A 17,921-nucleotide genomic window follows, 5' to 3' on the forward strand; every position below is an offset into this window, starting at 1 on the left:
ATTTTCCTAACTAAGATCCTATATGTCAAAAGAAGCAATCTATAAAGGCTGGTTTCAAGATTGGCGAAGAGAGAAAGCAGACAAGGAGGACAATTGTTTAAATACCGCGATCTTGATCGGTTCATATGTAGAGAAAGCCACTTTAGACGAGATTAAAGCAGATTTCCATGATCATGATTCACCTTTGTTCGCAGAGTTTGCTAGGTATGGTAAACGCACTTATGGCGCTTTGGCTTTTGGGAGACTTGGGGTTTATGAATACATGGAGTGCCTTCAAAGCTCAGCGGTAGAAGAAAAAGAATTACTCAATAAAGTAATAGAATCTATTGATGGACTTTATGACAATCCTACCAGTGGTACTTTGGAAAAAATTGAAACTTTAATCAAGGTATTTAATGATTGGATTGAAAAATTTGCTGAAAAAAATCCGAATCGAGAACAAGTCATCAATGCGTTTAAATCCATTTACATGGTGTTGAAGATTGCTGATCTCACTCTAAATAATCTTCCTACGCTTTTGAAAATGACAGTGAACCGAATTGTTAATATTAATGTTTTTCATGAGCAAGTGAAGGACTTACTTGATAGAACTGAAAATAAAATTCGGTCGTTAACGGTTAAAGCGGCTCAAGAAGATTCATCTTCAGGCGTTATTGGTCCGGCCACGATTGCAGAACATCTGCATGCAATTAATCTCACTATTTTGAAAACCAGAGAGATTCCTCTGATGACTAGAGTTATGCTAGTCCAGCAAAGAACAAGCAATATGGTTAAAGCTCTTGCTTCTTTTGATGAGTTAAGAGGTAGCTTGGAGTTATTAGCTAAAAAAAAGGAAAATGCAGCAAAACTATTGCGAGCGCTCGTTGAAAACAATCAAAAACCAACGGGGAGATTGTATTTTTTAGATTTTATTGCGAAAAATAAAGCCAATTTTGATGAGATGATAGCTTATGCTGATGACGATCAAGATAAGCAAGAATTAATCGCGATATGGAAAGAGCTTTTAAATCCAACCGCCTATCGGAAAACAGTCTCTTTTTTGCAATATGCAACCAGCATAACAACATCGATACCTGGCTGTTTTTTCCGCTATACAGCACCTGGCTATACCAATGCAGTATCCAAGTATTTACCTGCCACAATAGATAGTGCCGCTAAGAATAAAGTTGAGAAGTTAATAAACAGCTACCTTGCCAAGTTGTCAGAGCAAATCGACAAAGTAAAAAAAGTCGTTGAAGCCAGTAATGATAAAATTGCTCATGGGGATGAACGAGTAAAACTATTAATTTTAAATTCCGCTTCAGTCGATCTTGATCAGGCTGGTCTAGATTTAGCTAAATCTCAAGATGCTGAAATTTTGGTCTATGAGTTAATTGAAGATGTAGAAAATAAAAGAAAAATACTTCAATCGGTAGAGGATTACGAAAGAGAAGTCGAGGCCTTAGATAAAAAACTTAAAGAGCAGTTAGCAAAACCACAGAATATAATGATTAGTTTCTTTGGTTATGACTCAGAATTAGCGAAAATTGCTGAGAAGATAACACGACTGAAAATAACTTTGACAAATCTTAAAGTAGAATACACTGCAGCGATCCTTGAAGATACAGACCAATTATCAACCAATGAGGGAATTAGCGAGCAATTAAGGGAATGTATACTTGCAGAAATAGCTTGTTCTAAAGCACCATCCTACGCACAAACAAAGGAAATTGATGGGAGACTACAATTTCTTAGCGTCCAAGATCACTACAATCTCATTGATAGAGAGTTTTCCAGTTTCCTAAAAACCCGCGTAACTTCACAAGCCTTCTTAATTAGAGAAGCACAGAAAGCTGAGCAAGAAACACCAAGCCCAACACATTCTGACTTTCCCCCAACTCATCTAACTACATAATTATTTAAAATACCTGCAAAGCCAAAATCTTGCACGCAAATCCTCCACAAGTATATACTCCCCAAGTTTGCCGTTGTAGCTCAGTCGGTAGAGCAATTGATTCGTAATCAATAGGTCTGCGGTTCGATTCCGCACAACGGCATTAGTGAAATCAATGAGTTGCGAAATTTTATCGCGGTAGTGATTTTTTGTGTCGCAGCTGTGTCGCAGTTATAAAATTAAATTCCGGCCTATTATTTATAAAAAATTAAGTGGAAGTAAAAACAAGAGTGGTCTGGTTGTGTACTAGATCAATCAGTTATTCTCAGATGTCAGGAGATTAATATGGAATTGGATAATAATAAATCACTTTTGATAACTAAATATCCAGTTCCTATGAAAAACGGCATAACAGAAGACTTATATTCTATAGTTTGGGGTGTAACTTCTAATCCAAGCACTAAAAAATTTTGTAATGTAGAACAAAGTGTTAAATCAACTTGGCCAATGCCTCAGGAACAGAACATCACAAAAATTGATAATACTATCAAATTTATAGAGTTTTGTTGCCAAATTATCGAAGAAAATCAATGGGATAAAAATATTTAACTTCAAGCCAATACCTATTTTAAAGCTCATCTTGATTTAAATCTTCACTATTAAGTAAATAACAAACCTCATCATTTAGCTCAGGGTTATAATTTGGATGTCTTGTTAACTTACTGAGAAATTCATATATATCACTATCTCCTATTATCATATAAATCTGACTATTATTAAGATAACAATTAATAATGTTTTTTATATGTTCAAAATTAAAATTTGGATAAAATTGATTTAATTGATGGATTAAATAGTGTGTTGTGCTGAAAGAGTCACTGGTAGCTAAAGAATCAATTAATAAACGAATATTATCAGCAACTTCTGTTTGCTCTTTCAATTCAAATTCGGGTAAATACTTTTTTAAAAAACTAGAAAGATCTTTAAAAAACTCAATTGAAGAATTTGTTTTGCTATGCCACTCATCTTTTAAAAATGGTTTTATATTGTTTGCATCTAAAAGACTTGCGAAATCTCCATCCTCTGAAATTATTACTAATTTATTATTGTCTTCTATTTTTAATAAAGACTCCCAATGAACTCTATCTCCTAATTCATTTGGTTTTCCTGGTGGATTTTTTAGCCGCATCCTAGTTACAGATTGTTTATAAATCGCTGGTGTAAGGTCAATGGTTTTGGCATTATCAAATATGCTTTTAATTAAAATATCTGGTTTTAAATTATTAACTACAGCTTCCTTTTTGATATTATCAATGATTTCTTCACATACTATACCAAACTGTTTCGATGCTTCCTTCAGAGCTTTTAGGGATTTTGTGAATTTTTGGTGTAAATCTGAGTCATTTGAAATTAATGTAGGAAAGTTTTTTTTTAAAATCAATTTTAAAACTTTCATTAATAGTTTGTTTGATATAGAACTCCCTGTTCCGATAAAACTCGTCTTTTAATAGAGGAGTTATTACTATTTTAAAATGTTTATCATTTAACTCATGCGCAATTTTGGAAAGTGTTTCTAAGTCAACTCCGGAATAAGAATAAAATTTTAGATAAATGTTGGCATCCATAAAAAGATAAATATTATGCTTAGTCATCACCGTCCTTGTAGAATAATATATACATTATAGAAGATAAAATTTAGCTTCCGATTTGTTCACATAACTATAGCAAGCCTTGATGTAGATTCATTACAGTCATTTAAAAAATAAAATAATAATATAATCAATTTTTTGATGAAAAATGACTCATTTTACATCTTATTAAATATTTTTGGTGTTTAGTTGGTGTTTAACTCTACCGAAACTCCATCTTCTGTTTCACCGCTGATTTGACCATGACCACTCCACTGTCCAGTAAACTCAACGGAGTTACCATTCTCGTCTGTAAGTTCGCCACTTACATCTTGTTCCCCATTATTTGAGTAAATTGTCCCTTCAAGCTCGTTACCATTTTCGTCTTCACCTGTAACGTCGTAAGAGTAATCTGAAGCAAATCCTGCCAAACTAATTGTGCATAGCAATACAGCCATTATTTTTTTCATTGTTAACCCTTAATTAATAATTTAAAAATTGACACACTTTGTTGTATCTTTTTTTGATTTTTAACTGTTTATTTAACTATAGTAACGCTTTAATATTGTTACTATATTTAAAATGTGCTGAACTAAAAAAGCCACCACACTTATATTTAATTGAACAACCATTACATTCAGGCATATACTCATTTTTCCAGTCAGAAATACTTTTTTTAGCAAAGCCCCAAAGTCTTTTATCTAGCAAACATAGCTGGTGATTATAGATTGAAACATTCATACCGAATTTTTCTAAAATTTGAACTGCTTGGACAAGCTCTAATTGATAATCGATAGGATCGATCCATAGTGAATCAAGATTCGCTTTAGTAAAGCCAATCATTTCAAGCCCCATTAAAGCCACGTGATCTACGAATAGCAAGTTACGTGTAATAAACTCAGCTAGCTGTGGTAAGCGTTGATAAGTTTGTTTATGTAGGACAACTCGAATTTCAACTTTCTGATTAACTGATTTTAAATTAATTATGCCTTTTAGTGTCTCATTGTAGGCATTATTCGCTTGTACAACATAGTCATGAATACTCGGTACATCTGAATAAAGTGGAATGCCAAACATTAAGTCAGGATGAGCTATTTCAGCAATACTTTTTACTAACTGTGTATCTATGAAGTTTCTACCGTTCGTTAAAACATGGATTGCGGTGCTTGGTAGGTAATTTTTAAATCGTTTAAACATAGTTACAAGATCGTTACCTAATAATGTAGGCTCACCACCGGTAATGCCTATTTCAGTTGCGGATGGGCTTATTAGTGGGATCATAGATAGGATTTCATTCACCAAATATCTATCGTTGATATTTCTTGGAGGCTGTGAACACATTAAGCAAAAATTATTACAATTTTCAGTAACCAAAATTGAATTAAATGGAGTGTTTTTTCTGAAAACGACCTTGATAGAATTTTTTTCTGGATTAATAACAACAATGTCATCTGCTTCAAGATAGTTAAAATCTTGGGGTATGGAAAAGATATTATCTAATTGATTGTCTAAGTTACTGATATGTTCATTATCAAAAATAAGATAAGCTTTAAAACCTGTTGGTAGATTCGCTAAGTTAGTTTTATTGACGAATACCAAATTAGCTCGAAGCGCATTTGGTATAGAATGGTTATCTGTGATTTTCGCAACAAGACGCTCGGTGATATTCATTTTCGATAATGATTTCATTCGAGAGTATAGTTTTAACATATTTTAACCTCTCACCCAGCTCAATAAAACATTGCGTGTATCTTTATCATCCATCAGTCGTATCAAGTGCTTAAAAATCTCCATGTTCTTATAACAAAATACACTTTTAGGCTTGTTGCCAACCATATCGCCTTGGGTTGCATGATGAAAGACCGGATCACTTCCACAATAGGGTTGAAAGGCACACTCAGAGCAACCAGGCACACTTTCTGACATGGTTTGCTCGAGAATATCTAGTAACTTATCTGAACCAATAATTGCTTCATAAGAATCATGATGCAAATTACCCAGTTTAAAAGTTTCATCTTTCATCTCAGCTAACATTCGAGCTTCGTCAGAAGCATAAACATTACCATCGTAGTTGAAAACAATTGCACTCAATCCAATACCTGCTGGTGATTGGAGATCCACATATCCTGGTTCAGAGGGAGTGAACATTTTGGTTAAAATAATCGAAGCGTATTGCTCGGCAAAATAATGTCCATTTTTGTTAATTTCAATGATGTAATCGAGTCCATCAAAGTAAAACTTGAGCCACTCTTGAGTATCGTATTTTTTGTAATTTTTTGTTTTAATTGCAAACCCATAAGGACTTAGTGGCCTTAAAAAAATTGAATTAAATCCATGTTTAATATATTCATCGATAATTTCAGTTCCTCTGGTGAGGCTTGATTTAGTTGTTGTCATTAAGGCAGAAACATTCTGATGACCTAAAACTTCTCTGCTCTTATTTATTCCCTGTATGGTTATCTGGTGACTATTTTTACCAGGTCTAGGGCGATTCTTATTATGTAGATCCTCTGGGCCATCGAGAGAAGTAGAAATTAGGATATGGTGACTGTTACAAAAGTTTAAAATCTCATCATTTATAAAAACAAGATTGGTTGCAATCACAAATTGGATGTCACGATTTTCAGTTAGATTTCTTTCTTCAACAGTCAAAACAATGTATTTGATTAAATCAAAATTAAGTAGGGATTCTCCACCTTGAAATTCAAACTTTAAGCTACGAGAAGGACTTTTAAAAGCAAATGCTATTCCTTTATCTGCTGTTTCAGTGGTCATGTCGTAACGTGAGTTATCGACTATTTGGCGTGATACTTGGCAATATGGGCAAGAATGGTCACAACGTAAACTAACAACAAATATGTGTAAACTAGTAAACTCAGACAGATTGTTTTTTTTAGTGCGGTATTTTAATGCAAGTAAAGGAATAGCCACGTCTGAATTATGATCGTAGATAAAATGTTTTGTAATCAGATTATTATAAGTTTCAGAGCCCGCTAAAAGTTGTTTAGTTATTAAATGATTTAATTCTATTTTGGTTAGAACAACGTACTCGCCAGCTAGATTAGTCACTACATATCTGTTGGAATCAAGAGATGTAAAATTAAAGGGTAATAGGTTATAAGGAACGTCTTTTTTAGTATCATAGTAAGACAATGGTTTAAATTTAAGTCGCTCATCAGTCATGGTAACTATGACTCAATTAATGTGGTTTTTGAAAAAGCATGAGCTAAAATCAAGTTTCTAACATTTTCCGTTTCTTTAAAGACGATTTCTCTCAGATCCTGATCTAAAAGTTCATTTTGAAATTGACGAATTATCTCTGATTTATTTTCAGGATTAATTGTTGGGTTAAAATCAAAGCAAACTTTAATTTGTTCATCATCAATTTTTTCAAAATTAATTGAAAATTCAGAAGAAAATTTATAGGCAGCCTTCTTGATGACGTTCAAACAATATACCGATAAATTGAGAACTATGTTGTCATTATTCGATTGTTTATTAATTTCTTCTGTATTCATTTTCAATACTCTTAGTAACTACTAGAGTAGTGAGATGAATGGGATGAGTGTGATGAGTGAGACGAATGCGAGCTATGTGAATAGTGTCCTATTTTTGAAAATTTGGCATCAGCGCGTTGTATTAAAAGTGGATTATCAATCACTGAAGATACATTAGATTGTGCTTCTGTGGTTTGGATTGTAGGAGTGCTCATAGCATTAGGCATAGCACTAGCAACTAAGGGACTAGTTGTGGCTATTAAAGTCAATACAGCTGTCATTGGCTTAAGAAAGCTTCTTTTTTCTTTAGAATCTGACATAAATCCTCTCATTCAACATGAATTATATAAAGATAGACCGTTTAGTGACGCCTTTCAAATGATCGATAATTGCTCAAAAGAACGCGATGGTAGGATATGATTAAAATATTGTCAAGCAAAAAAAGGTCATGAAGGTTGAATTTAGAGCATGTTGTCTTTAGAAATTTAAATGTAAACAATTACCTAAAAAATGGGGCAATCGGGACAGCGGGGACAACCTTATAAACATTAGATTTTATGTGTCCCAATGTGAAAAGTTCACTTGGGACAAATGGGACAAATTCCGTAAGCAAAATTTTTTTAATAACAAACAATATCATTTAATAACAATCAGATCACCAGGCTTTAAAAGGCTTGACGGCCTTTTAAATTCCAAGCAATACTTATCGCGAGCAGTAAACTTTTGCAGATCCACGGTTCTGTAAAAGTAACGGAAAATGAAATATCACGACTATTATCCGGCCGGACAGTCAACTGATATTCATCTAGCAGGATGCATACCGTCGGCATTAAGCTGAATGAATAATCATTTGATGAGGTTCCATATGAATAAAAAACCATCTCGTTTACAACTGTTAAACGAATTTGAATCCGCACCAACTTCTGCGTTGTTTAATCAACACACTTTGGCCGCTGTTTTAGATTGTTCCACCCAACTATTGGAACGCAATCGTTGGGAAGGAAAGGGCGTTCCCTACCTTAAAATAGGTCGTAAGGTTTTGTATCGAAAAAGTGACGTATTGTCTTTTCTCCAACAACAGAAAATCTATCGCTCTACTGGTGACGTAGGTGAATTTCTTTCAATGGTCAACGAATAAATTCCATAGAAATAGATTGTTCAAGGATCGATAAGGTTTCTATCTTCTATGAACACTGCGGGGGAAAACAGTGATGTTGCAAAATCAAATTATTACCTTAAAGAACAAAAACGGTCATAGTCCTATAACTTGCGAATACGCAGGAGGCTTTTTTAAATTAAATGAGCAGGGTGTGTCTTTCCTTGGAAAGGATAAAGACGGTAATCCAATGCCGCCAAAGTGGATTTGTTCTCCGTTGTATGTGGTGGCGAAAACGCGTGATGCTAAAAGCGGTGAGTGGGGTCGATTACTCGAATGGCAGGATGATGATGGAGTCATTCATCAATGGGCAATGCCATTAGCCTTGTTACAAGGAGATGCATCCGAAGTTAGACGGGAATTGGCTAGTCTTGGTTTAACCATTTCACCTCATAGAGTTTCTCGGGATTTACTGGCTACCTATTTGCAGGTGTTCCCTGTTGAAGATCGGGCACGTTGTGTCGAGAAATTGGGGTGGCATGAAAACCTTTTTATCACTCCTTCGCAAATCTTCGGACACTCCTCTGAAAAAATTGTTTTTCAAAATAGCCATGCGATTGAATCTGCTATGTCTGTTTCCGGTACTGTAGATGATTGGCGAGAATCAATAGGCCGTCTTGCCTCTGGCAATTCTCGGTTAGTTTTCGCCATATCCGCTGCTTTTGCTCCTGCTTTAGCAAAGATTGCTGGTGAAGATTCAGGTGGATTTCATTTCAGGGGTGCTTCTTCTAGTGGTAAAAGCACCGCTTTAAAAGTAGCTGCTTCGGTTTGGGGTAATCCACAGGCTTATTGTCGATTATGGCGCAGTACCACTAATGGGCTTGAAGGACTGGCTGCTTTGCATAACGATGGCTTATTAATTCTGGATGAATTAAGTCAGATGGATCCCAAAGAAGCAGGGGAGGCGGCTTACTTGCTAGCCAATGGTCAAGGTAAAACACGAGCCTCACGTCATGGAACAGTCAAACCATCGTCTCGATGGTCATTGTTCTTTCTCTCTGCTGGAGAAGAATCCTTGATGTCTTTGATGGCCAGAGTAGGGCAGAAAACCAATGCTGGTCAAGAAATACGGTTAGCAGATATTGAAGCTGATGCTGGTTTGAATAAGGGGATTTTTGAAAAAATCCATAATCAACTCAGTCCAGCTACAATGTCCTTATCCTTAAAGGAATATTCCAGTAAGTATTATGGTGCAGTTGGTATGGCATGGCTGCAAAAGGTGGTGGCAAATCAACCAAGTATTGCAACTAACATTGCTGATGCGATGCAAGAGTTTGTGAATAGTACTGTCTTACCGGATTCAACAGGACAAATTATTCGCGTAGCCCGGCGGTTTGCCTTGGTTGCTGTAGCTGGCGAATTGGCTAGCCAATATGGATTGACCGGATGGCAAGAAGGCGAGGCTACCTATGCAGCTTACAAATGTTATAGAGCATGGCTGGATCATTTTGGAATAGAGGGTAACAAGGAGGACAGAGCGATATTAGCTCAAGTCAGAGCATTTTTTGAATCTCATGGTGCCAGTCGGTTTGATAATATCAGAACGCCAAACAATGAGAGGATTCAAAATCGTGCTGGATTTTACCTTACCGATGATGCAGGTTTTCGCGTGTATATGGTATTAACGGAAGTCTTTAAAAAAGAGCTATGCATGGGGTTTGAGCCTAGAATGGTAGTCCGTATATTAATGAATGAAGGTTGGCTAAAGCCAGCAGCAGATGGATCGCCCTCTCATAAACCAAGAATTAAGGGAGTTGGAACACCCAGACTATACATGTTTACAGATAAAATCTGGGGCGGAGAGTAACCTTATTTCGATAAATCAGAACTATTTGTCCCATTATTTTGTAATCTTGGGACATCTTGGGACGGCTACAAGCCAGTATTTACGGGTTGTCCCTCATGTCCCAATTGTCCCAGATAAATTTCTATTCTTTAAGATATAACCAAAGTGTATTTCGAGATTTTATTCCCATCTCATCACGTATCAGCAAGCAAGTCCTATAATTTTCATGTTCAGGCAGAAGGTACGCATACATTTGCGTTGCATACAAATAACGCCAGCTTTTGGTACTGGATAAACGGTGCTTTGCTAATGCACTGCGCCAGATGATGCGGATTTCTTCGTAAGATTTTAATTGAAGTAAGTTACCATTTTGTTGAGTGAGCCAGTTAAAAAGATTGAGTACCGCTTTCTGGTTTCCGGTTCGTACAGGTATGGTACGGTCAGTGGAATTAAAAGCAATATCTCGAGTTATCCAAAGTGAGTCTTCTCTAACTTGGATATGTGGCTTAATCAGAATTGCCTCTTTGAAGGTGAGTCCAAATTCTGTTTGTAATCCCATGATTACTCTGGCTATAGGATCTTGAAGCGACTTCCAAATATCTGGAGAGATTGTTTTCTTTCTCTTTTTTCTTGCTTTAGGTCTTGAGAGTTCGAGTGATTGATTATCAATATTAGCAATAGGACAATTGTTCATCTGCAAAAAACGACGAATGATGGTCATGTATCGCATGATAGTGATTGGATTAATATTCTGTTTTTTCCAATAACGCACCAACTTATGAACCTGCTCAGATTGCAAAGCCTGCCATGAAGGTGGCATTTGCCGAATAACAAACAAGTCATCAATCATTTTATGAATGACATAAGCACGGTGTTTTCGATATAGGTACTTGCCTTGCCCATCCTGTTTAATTGGTCGATTAGCGAATTGTCTTAAGGATTGTGTACGCATCTTCCTATCCGCAAAAATTAGTTAAAAAAAAATTTGCCCTGTGTATTGTTTAGTGTTGGTCGAGCGGTTCACTCTCTGTTGAAACCCGGTAAAAACCGTAAAGCTCGAAGAAGGGGGCAAATCAATCGTTATAAGGCAAACGACCTCGCCTGTACTGCTATAGTTTTTTTGGTGGGTTTTTCTCCTTAATAAAATAAAGTAAACGAAAGTGATAAAGCAGGGCTTTATCTCTAATCCATGGTCAAATGAAATGACTTAGAGTTCCGAAGAACTCCCCTTACCGAACGGTAAAGGTTCCTGAAGGGTTTCCCGACTATACGTCCAGCCACAAGGTTAGGGAATGAGAGTGGCTTAGCATAAGACGCCTAAGCGTTTCATCGGATTTTCACCGATTCATCAGTCATGCTTCATCTAAAAAATAGCAAAGTGCAGATCTGGGGGCAAGAGCATTTCAGGAATATTTTGTCCTATCATATCTGGTGCGTCAGGACAAATAGTCTTTTAATGCTTGGTGTAGGCGAGTTAGCGATGTCGAATATTCCTGCGTCACTGCTGGAAAATGGCAGTGACGCAGAAAATATCGTGTTGGGTTTTGACCATCATTAATTTGAATAGTTTTCAAAAATCAATCTAAAGAAGTTTTTGGATTTTGTATTGTTTTTGATATGGAATGGTTAAATTTCGCATGGGAAGCAATCCCTCTTGAAATATAAAAAATCGACTCCATCTAACGGCAGTTAAACAATAAATATATGTACATACGGAGATGTTTACTATGGCGAAAAAGCGTGTTTTCATTAGCTTCGATTATGACAATGACGCGTTCCTAAAAACGGCATTAGTTGGGCAGTCCAAATATTCTGACAGTCCTTTTGAATTTGCCGATCATTCTATTAAAGAGCATTTAACAGGAGATTGGGTAAAGAAGGCAGAACCGCGAATTAAGGGGGTTGATGTTGTGGTCGTGATTTGTGGGGAAAAAACTCACACTGCTTCTGGGGTTAGTGCCGAACTTAGGATTGCTCAACAACATAAAGTACCTTACTTCTTCCTCTCAGGATATTCTGATAGAACATGTACAAAACCAATTGGAGCGGCTCAATCCGATAAACTCTACAGGTGGACTTGGGACAACTTGAAAGCTTTAATTAATGGGAGCCGCTGATGCGTAAAGCACTTGTTATAGGAGTTGATAATTATCCATCTTCACCATTACGTGGATGCGTTAACGACGCAGCTGCAATTGCTGGTGTGTTAGAAGCAAATGGTGATGGCTCGCCTAACTTTGATGTACGGCTGATAACATCACCGAGCAATATGGTGGATAGAGCTTCCCTTCGTAAATCAATTCAAGAATTATTTGCCTCGAAGTGCGATGCTGCGTTGTTTTACTTCTCTGGTCATGGGCTGATTAAAAGCACCGGTGGTTTCTTGGTAACAACGGATTATGCTCAGTATGATGAAGGCGTTTCTATGGATGAGTTACTGTCTTATGCCAATCAGTCGCCTGCACAAGATAAAATAATCATACTCGATTGCTGCCATTCTGGTGCAGCTGGTACACCGACAATGAATGAAAATAATATGTCTCAACTGAAGGAAGGTTTATCTGTTCTTACTGCAAGCAGAGATTCTGAGTCTGCGTTAGAAATAAATGGTCGTGGAGTTTTTACTTCGCTTGTTGTTGATGGTTTGAATGGTGGTGCTGCCGATCTACGAGGTCATGTCACTCCTGGTAGTATCTATGCCTATGTTGACCAAGCCCTTGGGCCATGGGATCAACGACCTATTTTTAAAACCAATGTGACACGGTTTACTTCTTTGCGCTCAATAACACCTAGGGTGCCTTTGGAGAAACTGCGTAAGATAACAGAGTATTTCAAAACCCCATCGGATGAATTTCAACTTGATCCTAGTTATGAGTTTACTTCTGATGCTCCGAACGATGAGCATGTTAAAATTTTCCAAGACCTGCAGAAATTCTTTAGTGTGGGGCTTGTTGTTCCTGTCGGAGAGGAGTTTATGTATTTTGCTGCAATGAATTCGAAATCCTGCCGTCTAACAGCCAGTGGTTACCAATACTGGCGGCTTGTGAATGATAAGCGTATTTAGATGGTTGTTTAAAGTGCCAATTTTATAGCAGTATAAATAATCTTGGCTGCTAGGTTTTATTTTGAACTTTCCGGAAATCCCGGAGAGTTCAAATGATTATAATTTCAGCCAACGACATATTGGTGAAAAATCTGCGCAAATTGTCGAGAATAAGATAATTTCTTTATTTATTGTTGTTTCTTGAATTTGGCACTCACTGTGTACCAAATTAGTTTTAAATATGGACCGCGGTGCGGTCCATAACTCGATTCGTAATTATATCTGCTCTGTGTTTATAGCTTGCATATGGATAACTTAAGCAGAATCAATTAATTCCATATACATTTAGAACATTGTGTGTATTGTATTCAAGTATTGCTAATTCTACTCATCACAGCCAGGTAATTCATTTAAAATAGCACGCTCACGTTCTAATTCAGATCGAAGCTCTTCTTCTGTTGGTAAATAATGCAAATACTTGGAAGCAAAGAGCTGTTTGCTTTCGGTTAATACCGAGTATTTAGCAACAGCCTCACTTTTCTCACTACATAAAATTAAACCGATGGTTGGGTTGTCGTCAGCGTCTTTGCGATGTTGATCATAAATTCTTACGTAAGTATCCATTTGCCCTACATCTTGATGAGTCAGTTTACCTATTTTTAAGTCAATAAGAAGGAAGCATTTTAGTTTATAGTTGTAAAACACTAAATCGATGTAAAAATCTTGATCTTCTGTGGCGATTCGTTGCTGGCGTGCTACAAAAGCAAAGCCTTTTCCGAGCTCTAGTAAAAACTGTTGAAGGTTATTGATCAACGCTTGTTCTAAGTTACTTTCTAATGTTGAAGCGTAGGGTAAATTCAAAAATTCTAAAATATAGGGATCGCGCAAATAATCTTTTGGGGTGTTTTTTAATTCATCGGTACGGGCTTTCGCTTCATCAATTACAGGCTGTTTTTCTTTACTAGATAATAATCGCTCATAATACAGTTTATCTATCTGTCGTTCTAGTGCTCTGGTACTCCAAGACTGTTCTATCGCTTCTTTCATATACCATTCACGAGCTACTTTATTTTCTACACTTAATAGAGCGCGATAATGTGTCCAGCTTAATTCGGACCGCACTGCGGTCCAAATTGGATAGGCCAAGTAAAAGGTTCGCATTCTTCTCAAATTGCGTTCATTAAAACCTTTGCCAAACTCAGATTGCAATTGTTTAGAAAGATGTTTTAATTGATATTCTCCATAAGTAGCATGTTTTGCACCCTGTTGCTCATGTTCAATAATTAAACGACCGACATTCCAATAAGCTTGCACCATAGTATGGTTAACTGTCTTCTGTAGATGGTCTCGTGCTTGATTCAGTATAGAACGAATCGCCGTAAGCAATTCTGGCATTTCAAGCATACTCATTTCAAAAACTCCGTTTTTGTAGGTTGGATGGCAATAACATCAGCTGATTTTACTACACCCATGCATTTTAAAATATAATCTGTAATAAGCTGCATAGGCTTTCGTAGCCGCTCAACATCAACAATAATATATCCAGCAGTTACATCATTACTCATCTTATGGTTCATTAAACGCTTCAATGCATAAGCAGGGATATCCAGACTTTCTGCAATGGTGATAAAAGTACGCCTCAAATCATGTACAGTAAAATGAACACCGGAATTTTTTATCACATGCGCCATTGTCTTACGCGGTTCAATAATATGACCTGCAGCCCCCGGTCCTGGGAAAACATAGTCGTTGGTTGCTTTTCCTTTTCTGGCAATCAGCAAATCATAAAGAAAGTCAGAAAGGGGGAGGGTGTGGGATTCATTATTTTTGGTTTTATTGATAGTAAATGATTTTGCTTTTAAGTCGAGATCAGACCATTTCAAAGTCGCTGCTTCTTGTCGGCGTAGACCTGTTAATAAGATTAAAAGCAGATAGTCGCGTAATGTATCATTTTGGATTTGTTGTAGCCCAGCATACCATGCGGCTAGTTCATGAGATTTTATATAGGTTTTTCGTCTTTCGATGTGGTACCAGGCGCGTGTTTGTGAAAGGCGTTTTACTGGGTTATCGATGAAAAGAGAGTGACCACTATTGTCTTCATACTGGCCAGCTGCAAAATTGAATAAAGCTCTTAGAATTCGCATGGCTAAATTAGCATAGGCTTCTCCATGCTCATTGCCCAGCTTTTCGTGGTATTTAGCTATGCGATCTCTAGTGATCGATAACATAGGTTTACTCTTCCAGCTCGTGAAGGCTTTATCTAATATGTGTTTGTAATTGTCTATAGTTCTGGGCTTTAAGTTCTTTCTGGTTTTTAGGTAGTCTTTAAATACTTGATTCAAAGTTATATCTCGAACCTCAGTTGCCTTCTTCTCAGCAACTGGATCAATGCCCATGGCGATTTGCCCTAAAAGATGAAGGGCTTTGTTTTTTGCCATTTCAGCAGTCAATTCTGGGTAATGCCCTAAAGTAATGCGACAACGTTTCTTATTTATAAATTTTTCAACGAAAAAGGCTTTTGCTCCTCCCGAGGTCACACGTATGCCGAAGCCTTTCAGGTTGTCATCGTAATATCTTTTTTGTGTGGTTTTTCCTACTTCCGTTGCTTGAGGAAGAGGGAGGTTTTCTACGTTTGTTTTGGTTATTTTCATAATTAACTTTACACTCGTTTTTGAATGTGTCGCACAATTATTTAAAATTCATTAATAGAACTTATAACGTAATAACGCTGTAACATCAAGTAAATAAAAGGAAATTAAAAGAATTTAAAAAAGTATCTAATTGGCTAAAACCCATAATTTACTAATTCGTAATCAATAGGTCCGCGGTTCGATTCCGCGCAACGGCATCAGTGAAATCAATGGGTTAAAGAAAAAATTTATTACCACGGTTTGGACACGAATTGCGACATCCTCTGCTTTTGGGATTATGATTGATGTTAGCCTTTTTTCGTTAGTGGCGTTTTATGGCATTGTACCAACTGAAAAACTTGGAAGCGTAATCTTATATGAAGATGCTTATAAAATATCCTACGAAGTACTATTAACCCCCGTTTCAATTTTGCTCATTTACTTCCTTAAAGTAAAAGAAAAAGTGGATATCTATGATGAATTATCGAACTTAAATCCGTTTAGAATCAATACCAATTATAAATTCAGTGCAAATAAATTTGATGAAAATTATACGAAACCCAAAGGGGAGTAACAATGGATAAATACATTTTTGATTTTATGGCAGCAACAATTGAAGTAGCCTCATCAAACCCTATTGCGCCTTTCGGCGCAATCATTGTTTATGATAATAAAGATATTCTTTTGAAATCCGTAAATAGTGCGCACCATCACCCTCTAATGCATGGTGAATTATCAGTTATACATACCTTGTTTAATAATGGTTTTAATAGCGATGTGAGTAAATTAAGTCTTTATACAACAGCTGAGCCATGTCCTATGTGTGCTGCTGCAATTTATTGGGCGATGATTCCTAAAGTAATTTATGGGACATCTATCTCATTTTTGCATGAATTGTTTGGGCGACAAATACAAGTTAGTGCGGAAGAAATTTTATCAAAGACACCTGATTTTTATAGTTGCCATCTAATTGGAGGGATAATGGAGGATAAATGTAATCAATTGTTTGTTGAAGCAAAGAAATTAAGAGCATTATGATCAATATCACCGGAAAACAGTAATAAGGATTTGCGTGCAAGCAATTCTCGAAACTTGTGGTCATCCTTTTTTTCTGAGCTTCTCAGCAACCCACAGCACTTCAATATATACTGACTCGGTATCGAAATGGGCTTGTATACCGCCGAAAATTTGCCCCTAGCCATTTTTTAAAAATACTGAGAATTCTTTGTCTCTAGGCTCGTTATAATAGGTTATATTTGGTTATGATTGCAGTGGCAATATGTGTATTGATTTTAGTGGCAATCTAGTGGCCCGAGATGCCAAGAAACTATGGTTTACGGCAACAAGCGGTTCAACTATTGATTTAAGCTAACCAATAAATTTTATTATCCTTATTTGTCAAATGTAGAGATCTTATGGATAAAGTAAAAATTGACAAGAACTTAGTCCAAAAGCTGATTTCCGAGCAATTTCCGCAATGGGAATCATTGCCAATACATCCAGTTGCTCAAAGTGGTTGGGATAATCGAACCTTTCATTTAGGCGAAGAAATGGTGATTCGTTTGCCTAGCGACCTGCATTATGAGCCACAAATAAATAAAGAATATCAATGGTTGCCTTGGCTGTCTAAACAACTCTCATTTCAAATCACGCAACCTATTGCACTTGGAAAACCATCACCCGTTTATCCCTTGCATTGGAGCATCAATCGTTGGATTGAAGGGGAGTCTGCTTCTAGACAGAATATCCATGATATCAAATCATTCGCGGAAGCATTAGGAAACTGTTTAAGACAATTTCAATCTATAGATGCGACAAATGGCCCTTTAGCTGGTGCACATAATTTTTATAGGGGCAGTTCGTTAAAGGCTTATGATCATGAAATGCAACTTGCGATTCTTAAAATTAAAAACGTTAATGAACAAAGCCTGGCAAAATCATTATGGCAACGGGCACTCTATTCTGAATGGCGTTTAAAACCTGTGTGGGTTCATGGAGACATAGCCGTCGGAAATATTTTAGTTCGTCATGGAAGTCTGTGTGCTATTATCGATTTCGGCCAACTTGCTGTCGGTGATCCTGCCTGTGATTTGGTAATCGCGTGGAATTTTTTTTCTAGCGAAGAACGAAAAGTATTTAAAAATGCAGTTCAATTGGATAATGATACCTGGATGCGAGCCTTAGGCTGGGCATTTTGGAAAACCTTATGTTGGCCAATTAAAGAAACTGATGTAGAACAGGTTTTGCATGAAATTTATACGGATTATGATGCGCTTAAATAAACATGTCGGAAGTATTTATGGGATAG

At 36.7% G+C, this 17,921-nt stretch carries 20 protein-coding genes and 1 tRNA gene; 12 read left to right on the plus strand and 9 right to left on the minus strand.

Annotated elements, in window-relative coordinates; all coding sequences use genetic code 11:
* Window positions 1–22 precede the first annotated feature (22 nt).
* The 3 genes from Lnau_RS04965 (at window position 23) to Lnau_RS04975 (ending at window position 2,482) form a co-directional block, all read left to right on the plus strand.
* Window positions 23–1,894: a hypothetical protein gene (locus Lnau_RS04965; protein ID WP_058504038.1), complete on the plus strand. Its 1,872-nt coding sequence runs from the start codon at window positions 23–25 to the stop codon at window positions 1,892–1,894.
* Between the two features lie 69 nt (window positions 1,895–1,963).
* Window positions 1,964–2,036: transfer RNA gene (locus Lnau_RS04970), tRNA-Thr, on the plus strand.
* A 182-nt stretch (window positions 2,037–2,218) separates the two neighbouring features.
* A complete protein-coding gene (locus Lnau_RS04975) occupies window positions 2,219–2,482 on the plus strand; it encodes a hypothetical protein (RefSeq protein ID WP_058504039.1) in 264 nt (87 codons plus the stop codon).
* Between the two features lie 19 nt (window positions 2,483–2,501).
* Here Lnau_RS04975 and Lnau_RS04980 read toward each other — a convergent pair whose 3' ends face one another.
* The 6 genes from Lnau_RS04980 to hxsD form a co-directional block, all read right to left on the minus strand.
* Window positions 2,502–3,329 carry a hypothetical protein gene (locus tag Lnau_RS04980; RefSeq protein ID WP_058504040.1) on the minus strand — a complete coding sequence of 276 codons (828 nt, stop codon included), beginning with the start codon at window positions 3,327–3,329 and terminating at the stop codon, window positions 2,502–2,504.
* The gene (locus Lnau_RS16960) at window positions 3,274–3,525 is read right to left on the minus strand and encodes a PIN-like domain-containing protein (RefSeq protein WP_058504041.1); all 252 of its coding nucleotides are present in this window, start codon (window positions 3,523–3,525) and stop codon (window positions 3,274–3,276) included. Before Lnau_RS16960 ends, Lnau_RS04980 begins: the two co-directional genes overlap by 56 nt.
* Window positions 3,526–3,707: 182 nt before the next feature.
* Window positions 3,708–3,971 carry a hypothetical protein gene (locus Lnau_RS04990; protein ID WP_027225607.1) on the minus strand — a complete coding sequence of 88 codons (264 nt, stop codon included), beginning with the start codon at window positions 3,969–3,971 and terminating at the stop codon, window positions 3,708–3,710.
* A gap of 76 nt (window positions 3,972–4,047) precedes the next feature.
* Entirely contained in the window at window positions 4,048–5,211 is a 1,164-nt protein-coding gene (hxsC, locus tag Lnau_RS04995) for a His-Xaa-Ser system radical SAM maturase HxsC (protein WP_058504042.1), read from the minus strand.
* A 3-nt stretch (window positions 5,212–5,214) separates the two neighbouring features.
* Window positions 5,215–6,684 (minus strand): His-Xaa-Ser system radical SAM maturase HxsB, encoded by a 1,470-nt coding sequence (gene hxsB / locus Lnau_RS05000; protein WP_058504043.1) that lies wholly within the window; start codon window positions 6,682–6,684, stop codon window positions 5,215–5,217.
* Window positions 6,685–6,689: 5 nt separating this feature from the next.
* Window positions 6,690–7,019: a His-Xaa-Ser system protein HxsD gene (hxsD, locus tag Lnau_RS05005; RefSeq protein WP_027225610.1), complete on the minus strand. Its 330-nt coding sequence runs from the start codon at window positions 7,017–7,019 to the stop codon at window positions 6,690–6,692.
* Window positions 7,020–7,205: 186 nt separating this feature from the next.
* Between hxsD and Lnau_RS05010 the strand changes: the two genes are divergently transcribed.
* From Lnau_RS05010 to Lnau_RS05020, 3 genes are all read left to right on the plus strand, one after another.
* The gene (locus Lnau_RS05010) at window positions 7,206–7,418 is read left to right on the plus strand and encodes a hypothetical protein (RefSeq protein WP_133134816.1); all 213 of its coding nucleotides are present in this window, start codon (window positions 7,206–7,208) and stop codon (window positions 7,416–7,418) included.
* A gap of 445 nt (window positions 7,419–7,863) precedes the next feature.
* Window positions 7,864–8,136: a helix-turn-helix domain-containing protein gene (locus Lnau_RS05015; protein WP_058504045.1), complete on the plus strand. Its 273-nt coding sequence runs from the start codon at window positions 7,864–7,866 to the stop codon at window positions 8,134–8,136.
* Between the two features lie 73 nt (window positions 8,137–8,209).
* Window positions 8,210–9,961 (plus strand): DUF927 domain-containing protein, encoded by a 1,752-nt coding sequence (locus tag Lnau_RS05020; protein WP_058504046.1) that lies wholly within the window; start codon window positions 8,210–8,212, stop codon window positions 9,959–9,961.
* Between the two features lie 121 nt (window positions 9,962–10,082).
* Here Lnau_RS05020 and Lnau_RS05025 read toward each other — a convergent pair whose 3' ends face one another.
* Entirely contained in the window at window positions 10,083–10,892 is an 810-nt protein-coding gene (locus Lnau_RS05025) for an integrase domain-containing protein (RefSeq protein WP_058504047.1), read from the minus strand.
* A 462-nt stretch (window positions 10,893–11,354) separates the two neighbouring features.
* On the opposite strand from Lnau_RS05025, the gene Lnau_RS16350 reads away from it, so the two are divergent.
* From Lnau_RS16350 to Lnau_RS05035, 3 genes are all read left to right on the plus strand, one after another.
* Entirely contained in the window at window positions 11,355–11,498 is a 144-nt protein-coding gene (locus tag Lnau_RS16350; protein ID WP_162263180.1) for a hypothetical protein, read from the plus strand.
* A gap of 169 nt (window positions 11,499–11,667) precedes the next feature.
* Window positions 11,668–12,057, plus strand: a complete 390-nt coding sequence (locus Lnau_RS05030) for a TIR domain-containing protein (protein WP_058504048.1) — start codon at window positions 11,668–11,670, stop codon at window positions 12,055–12,057.
* On the plus strand, window positions 12,057–13,004 hold the full coding sequence (locus Lnau_RS05035) for a caspase family protein (RefSeq protein ID WP_058504049.1): 948 nt from the start codon (window positions 12,057–12,059) through the stop codon (window positions 13,002–13,004). Before Lnau_RS05030 ends, Lnau_RS05035 begins: the two co-directional genes overlap by 1 nt.
* Before the next feature lie 363 nt (window positions 13,005–13,367).
* Here Lnau_RS05035 and Lnau_RS05040 read toward each other — a convergent pair whose 3' ends face one another.
* Both Lnau_RS05040 and Lnau_RS05045 read right to left on the minus strand, forming a co-directional pair.
* Window positions 13,368–14,393: a PDDEXK nuclease domain-containing protein gene (locus Lnau_RS05040; RefSeq protein ID WP_058504050.1), complete on the minus strand. Its 1,026-nt coding sequence runs from the start codon at window positions 14,391–14,393 to the stop codon at window positions 13,368–13,370.
* Complete coding sequence (locus Lnau_RS05045; protein ID WP_058504051.1) at window positions 14,390–15,634, minus strand: tyrosine-type recombinase/integrase; 1,245 nt, start codon at window positions 15,632–15,634, stop codon at window positions 14,390–14,392. Before Lnau_RS05045 ends, Lnau_RS05040 begins: the two co-directional genes overlap by 4 nt.
* 229 nt (window positions 15,635–15,863) lie before the next feature.
* On the opposite strand from Lnau_RS05045, the gene Lnau_RS05050 reads away from it, so the two are divergent.
* The 3 genes from Lnau_RS05050 (at window position 15,864) to Lnau_RS05060 (ending at window position 17,895) form a co-directional block, all read left to right on the plus strand.
* Entirely contained in the window at window positions 15,864–16,187 is a 324-nt protein-coding gene (locus Lnau_RS05050) for a VUT family protein (RefSeq protein WP_274520269.1), read from the plus strand.
* Between the two features lie 2 nt (window positions 16,188–16,189).
* The gene (locus Lnau_RS05055) at window positions 16,190–16,651 is read left to right on the plus strand and encodes a nucleoside deaminase (RefSeq protein ID WP_058504053.1); all 462 of its coding nucleotides are present in this window, start codon (window positions 16,190–16,192) and stop codon (window positions 16,649–16,651) included.
* A 377-nt stretch (window positions 16,652–17,028) separates the two neighbouring features.
* Window positions 17,029–17,895 (plus strand): aminoglycoside phosphotransferase family protein, encoded by an 867-nt coding sequence (locus Lnau_RS05060; RefSeq protein ID WP_058504054.1) that lies wholly within the window; start codon window positions 17,029–17,031, stop codon window positions 17,893–17,895.
* The last annotated feature ends 26 nt before the right edge of the window (window positions 17,896–17,921 follow it).

It is taken from the genome of Legionella nautarum, from assembly GCF_001467895.1.
GTDB lineage: Bacteria > Pseudomonadota > Gammaproteobacteria > Legionellales > Legionellaceae > Tatlockia > Tatlockia nautarum.

Coding starts and splice junctions, on each gene's coding strand:
- hxsB (WP_058504043.1), bottom strand. CDS start 6,684: ATGACTGATGAGCGACTTAAATTTAAACCATTGTCTTACTATGATACT.
- Lnau_RS05030 (WP_058504048.1), top strand. CDS start 11,668: ATGGCGAAAAAGCGTGTTTTCATTAGCTTCGATTATGACAATGACGCG.
- Lnau_RS04990 (WP_027225607.1), bottom strand. CDS start 3,971: ATGAAAAAAATAATGGCTGTATTGCTATGCACAATTAGTTTGGCAGGA.
- Lnau_RS05020 (WP_058504046.1), top strand. CDS start 8,210: ATGTTGCAAAATCAAATTATTACCTTAAAGAACAAAAACGGTCATAGT.
- Lnau_RS05025 (WP_058504047.1), bottom strand. CDS start 10,892: ATGCGTACACAATCCTTAAGACAATTCGCTAATCGACCAATTAAACAG.
- Lnau_RS04965 (WP_058504038.1), top strand. CDS start 23: ATGTCAAAAGAAGCAATCTATAAAGGCTGGTTTCAAGATTGGCGAAGA.
- Lnau_RS05035 (WP_058504049.1), top strand. CDS start 12,057: ATGCGTAAAGCACTTGTTATAGGAGTTGATAATTATCCATCTTCACCA.
- Lnau_RS05060 (WP_058504054.1), top strand. CDS start 17,029: ATGGATAAAGTAAAAATTGACAAGAACTTAGTCCAAAAGCTGATTTCC.
- hxsC (WP_058504042.1), bottom strand. CDS start 5,211: ATGTTAAAACTATACTCTCGAATGAAATCATTATCGAAAATGAATATC.
- hxsD (WP_027225610.1), bottom strand. CDS start 7,019: ATGAATACAGAAGAAATTAATAAACAATCGAATAATGACAACATAGTT.
- Lnau_RS05055 (WP_058504053.1), top strand. CDS start 16,190: ATGGATAAATACATTTTTGATTTTATGGCAGCAACAATTGAAGTAGCC.
- Lnau_RS16960 (WP_058504041.1), bottom strand. CDS start 3,525: ATGACTAAGCATAATATTTATCTTTTTATGGATGCCAACATTTATCTA.
- Lnau_RS05040 (WP_058504050.1), bottom strand. CDS start 14,393: ATGAGTATGCTTGAAATGCCAGAATTGCTTACGGCGATTCGTTCTATA.
- Lnau_RS04975 (WP_058504039.1), top strand. CDS start 2,219: ATGGAATTGGATAATAATAAATCACTTTTGATAACTAAATATCCAGTT.
- Lnau_RS04980 (WP_058504040.1), bottom strand. CDS start 3,329: ATGAAAGTTTTAAAATTGATTTTAAAAAAAAACTTTCCTACATTAATT.
- Lnau_RS05015 (WP_058504045.1), top strand. CDS start 7,864: ATGAATAAAAAACCATCTCGTTTACAACTGTTAAACGAATTTGAATCC.
- Lnau_RS05045 (WP_058504051.1), bottom strand. CDS start 15,634: ATGAAAATAACCAAAACAAACGTAGAAAACCTCCCTCTTCCTCAAGCA.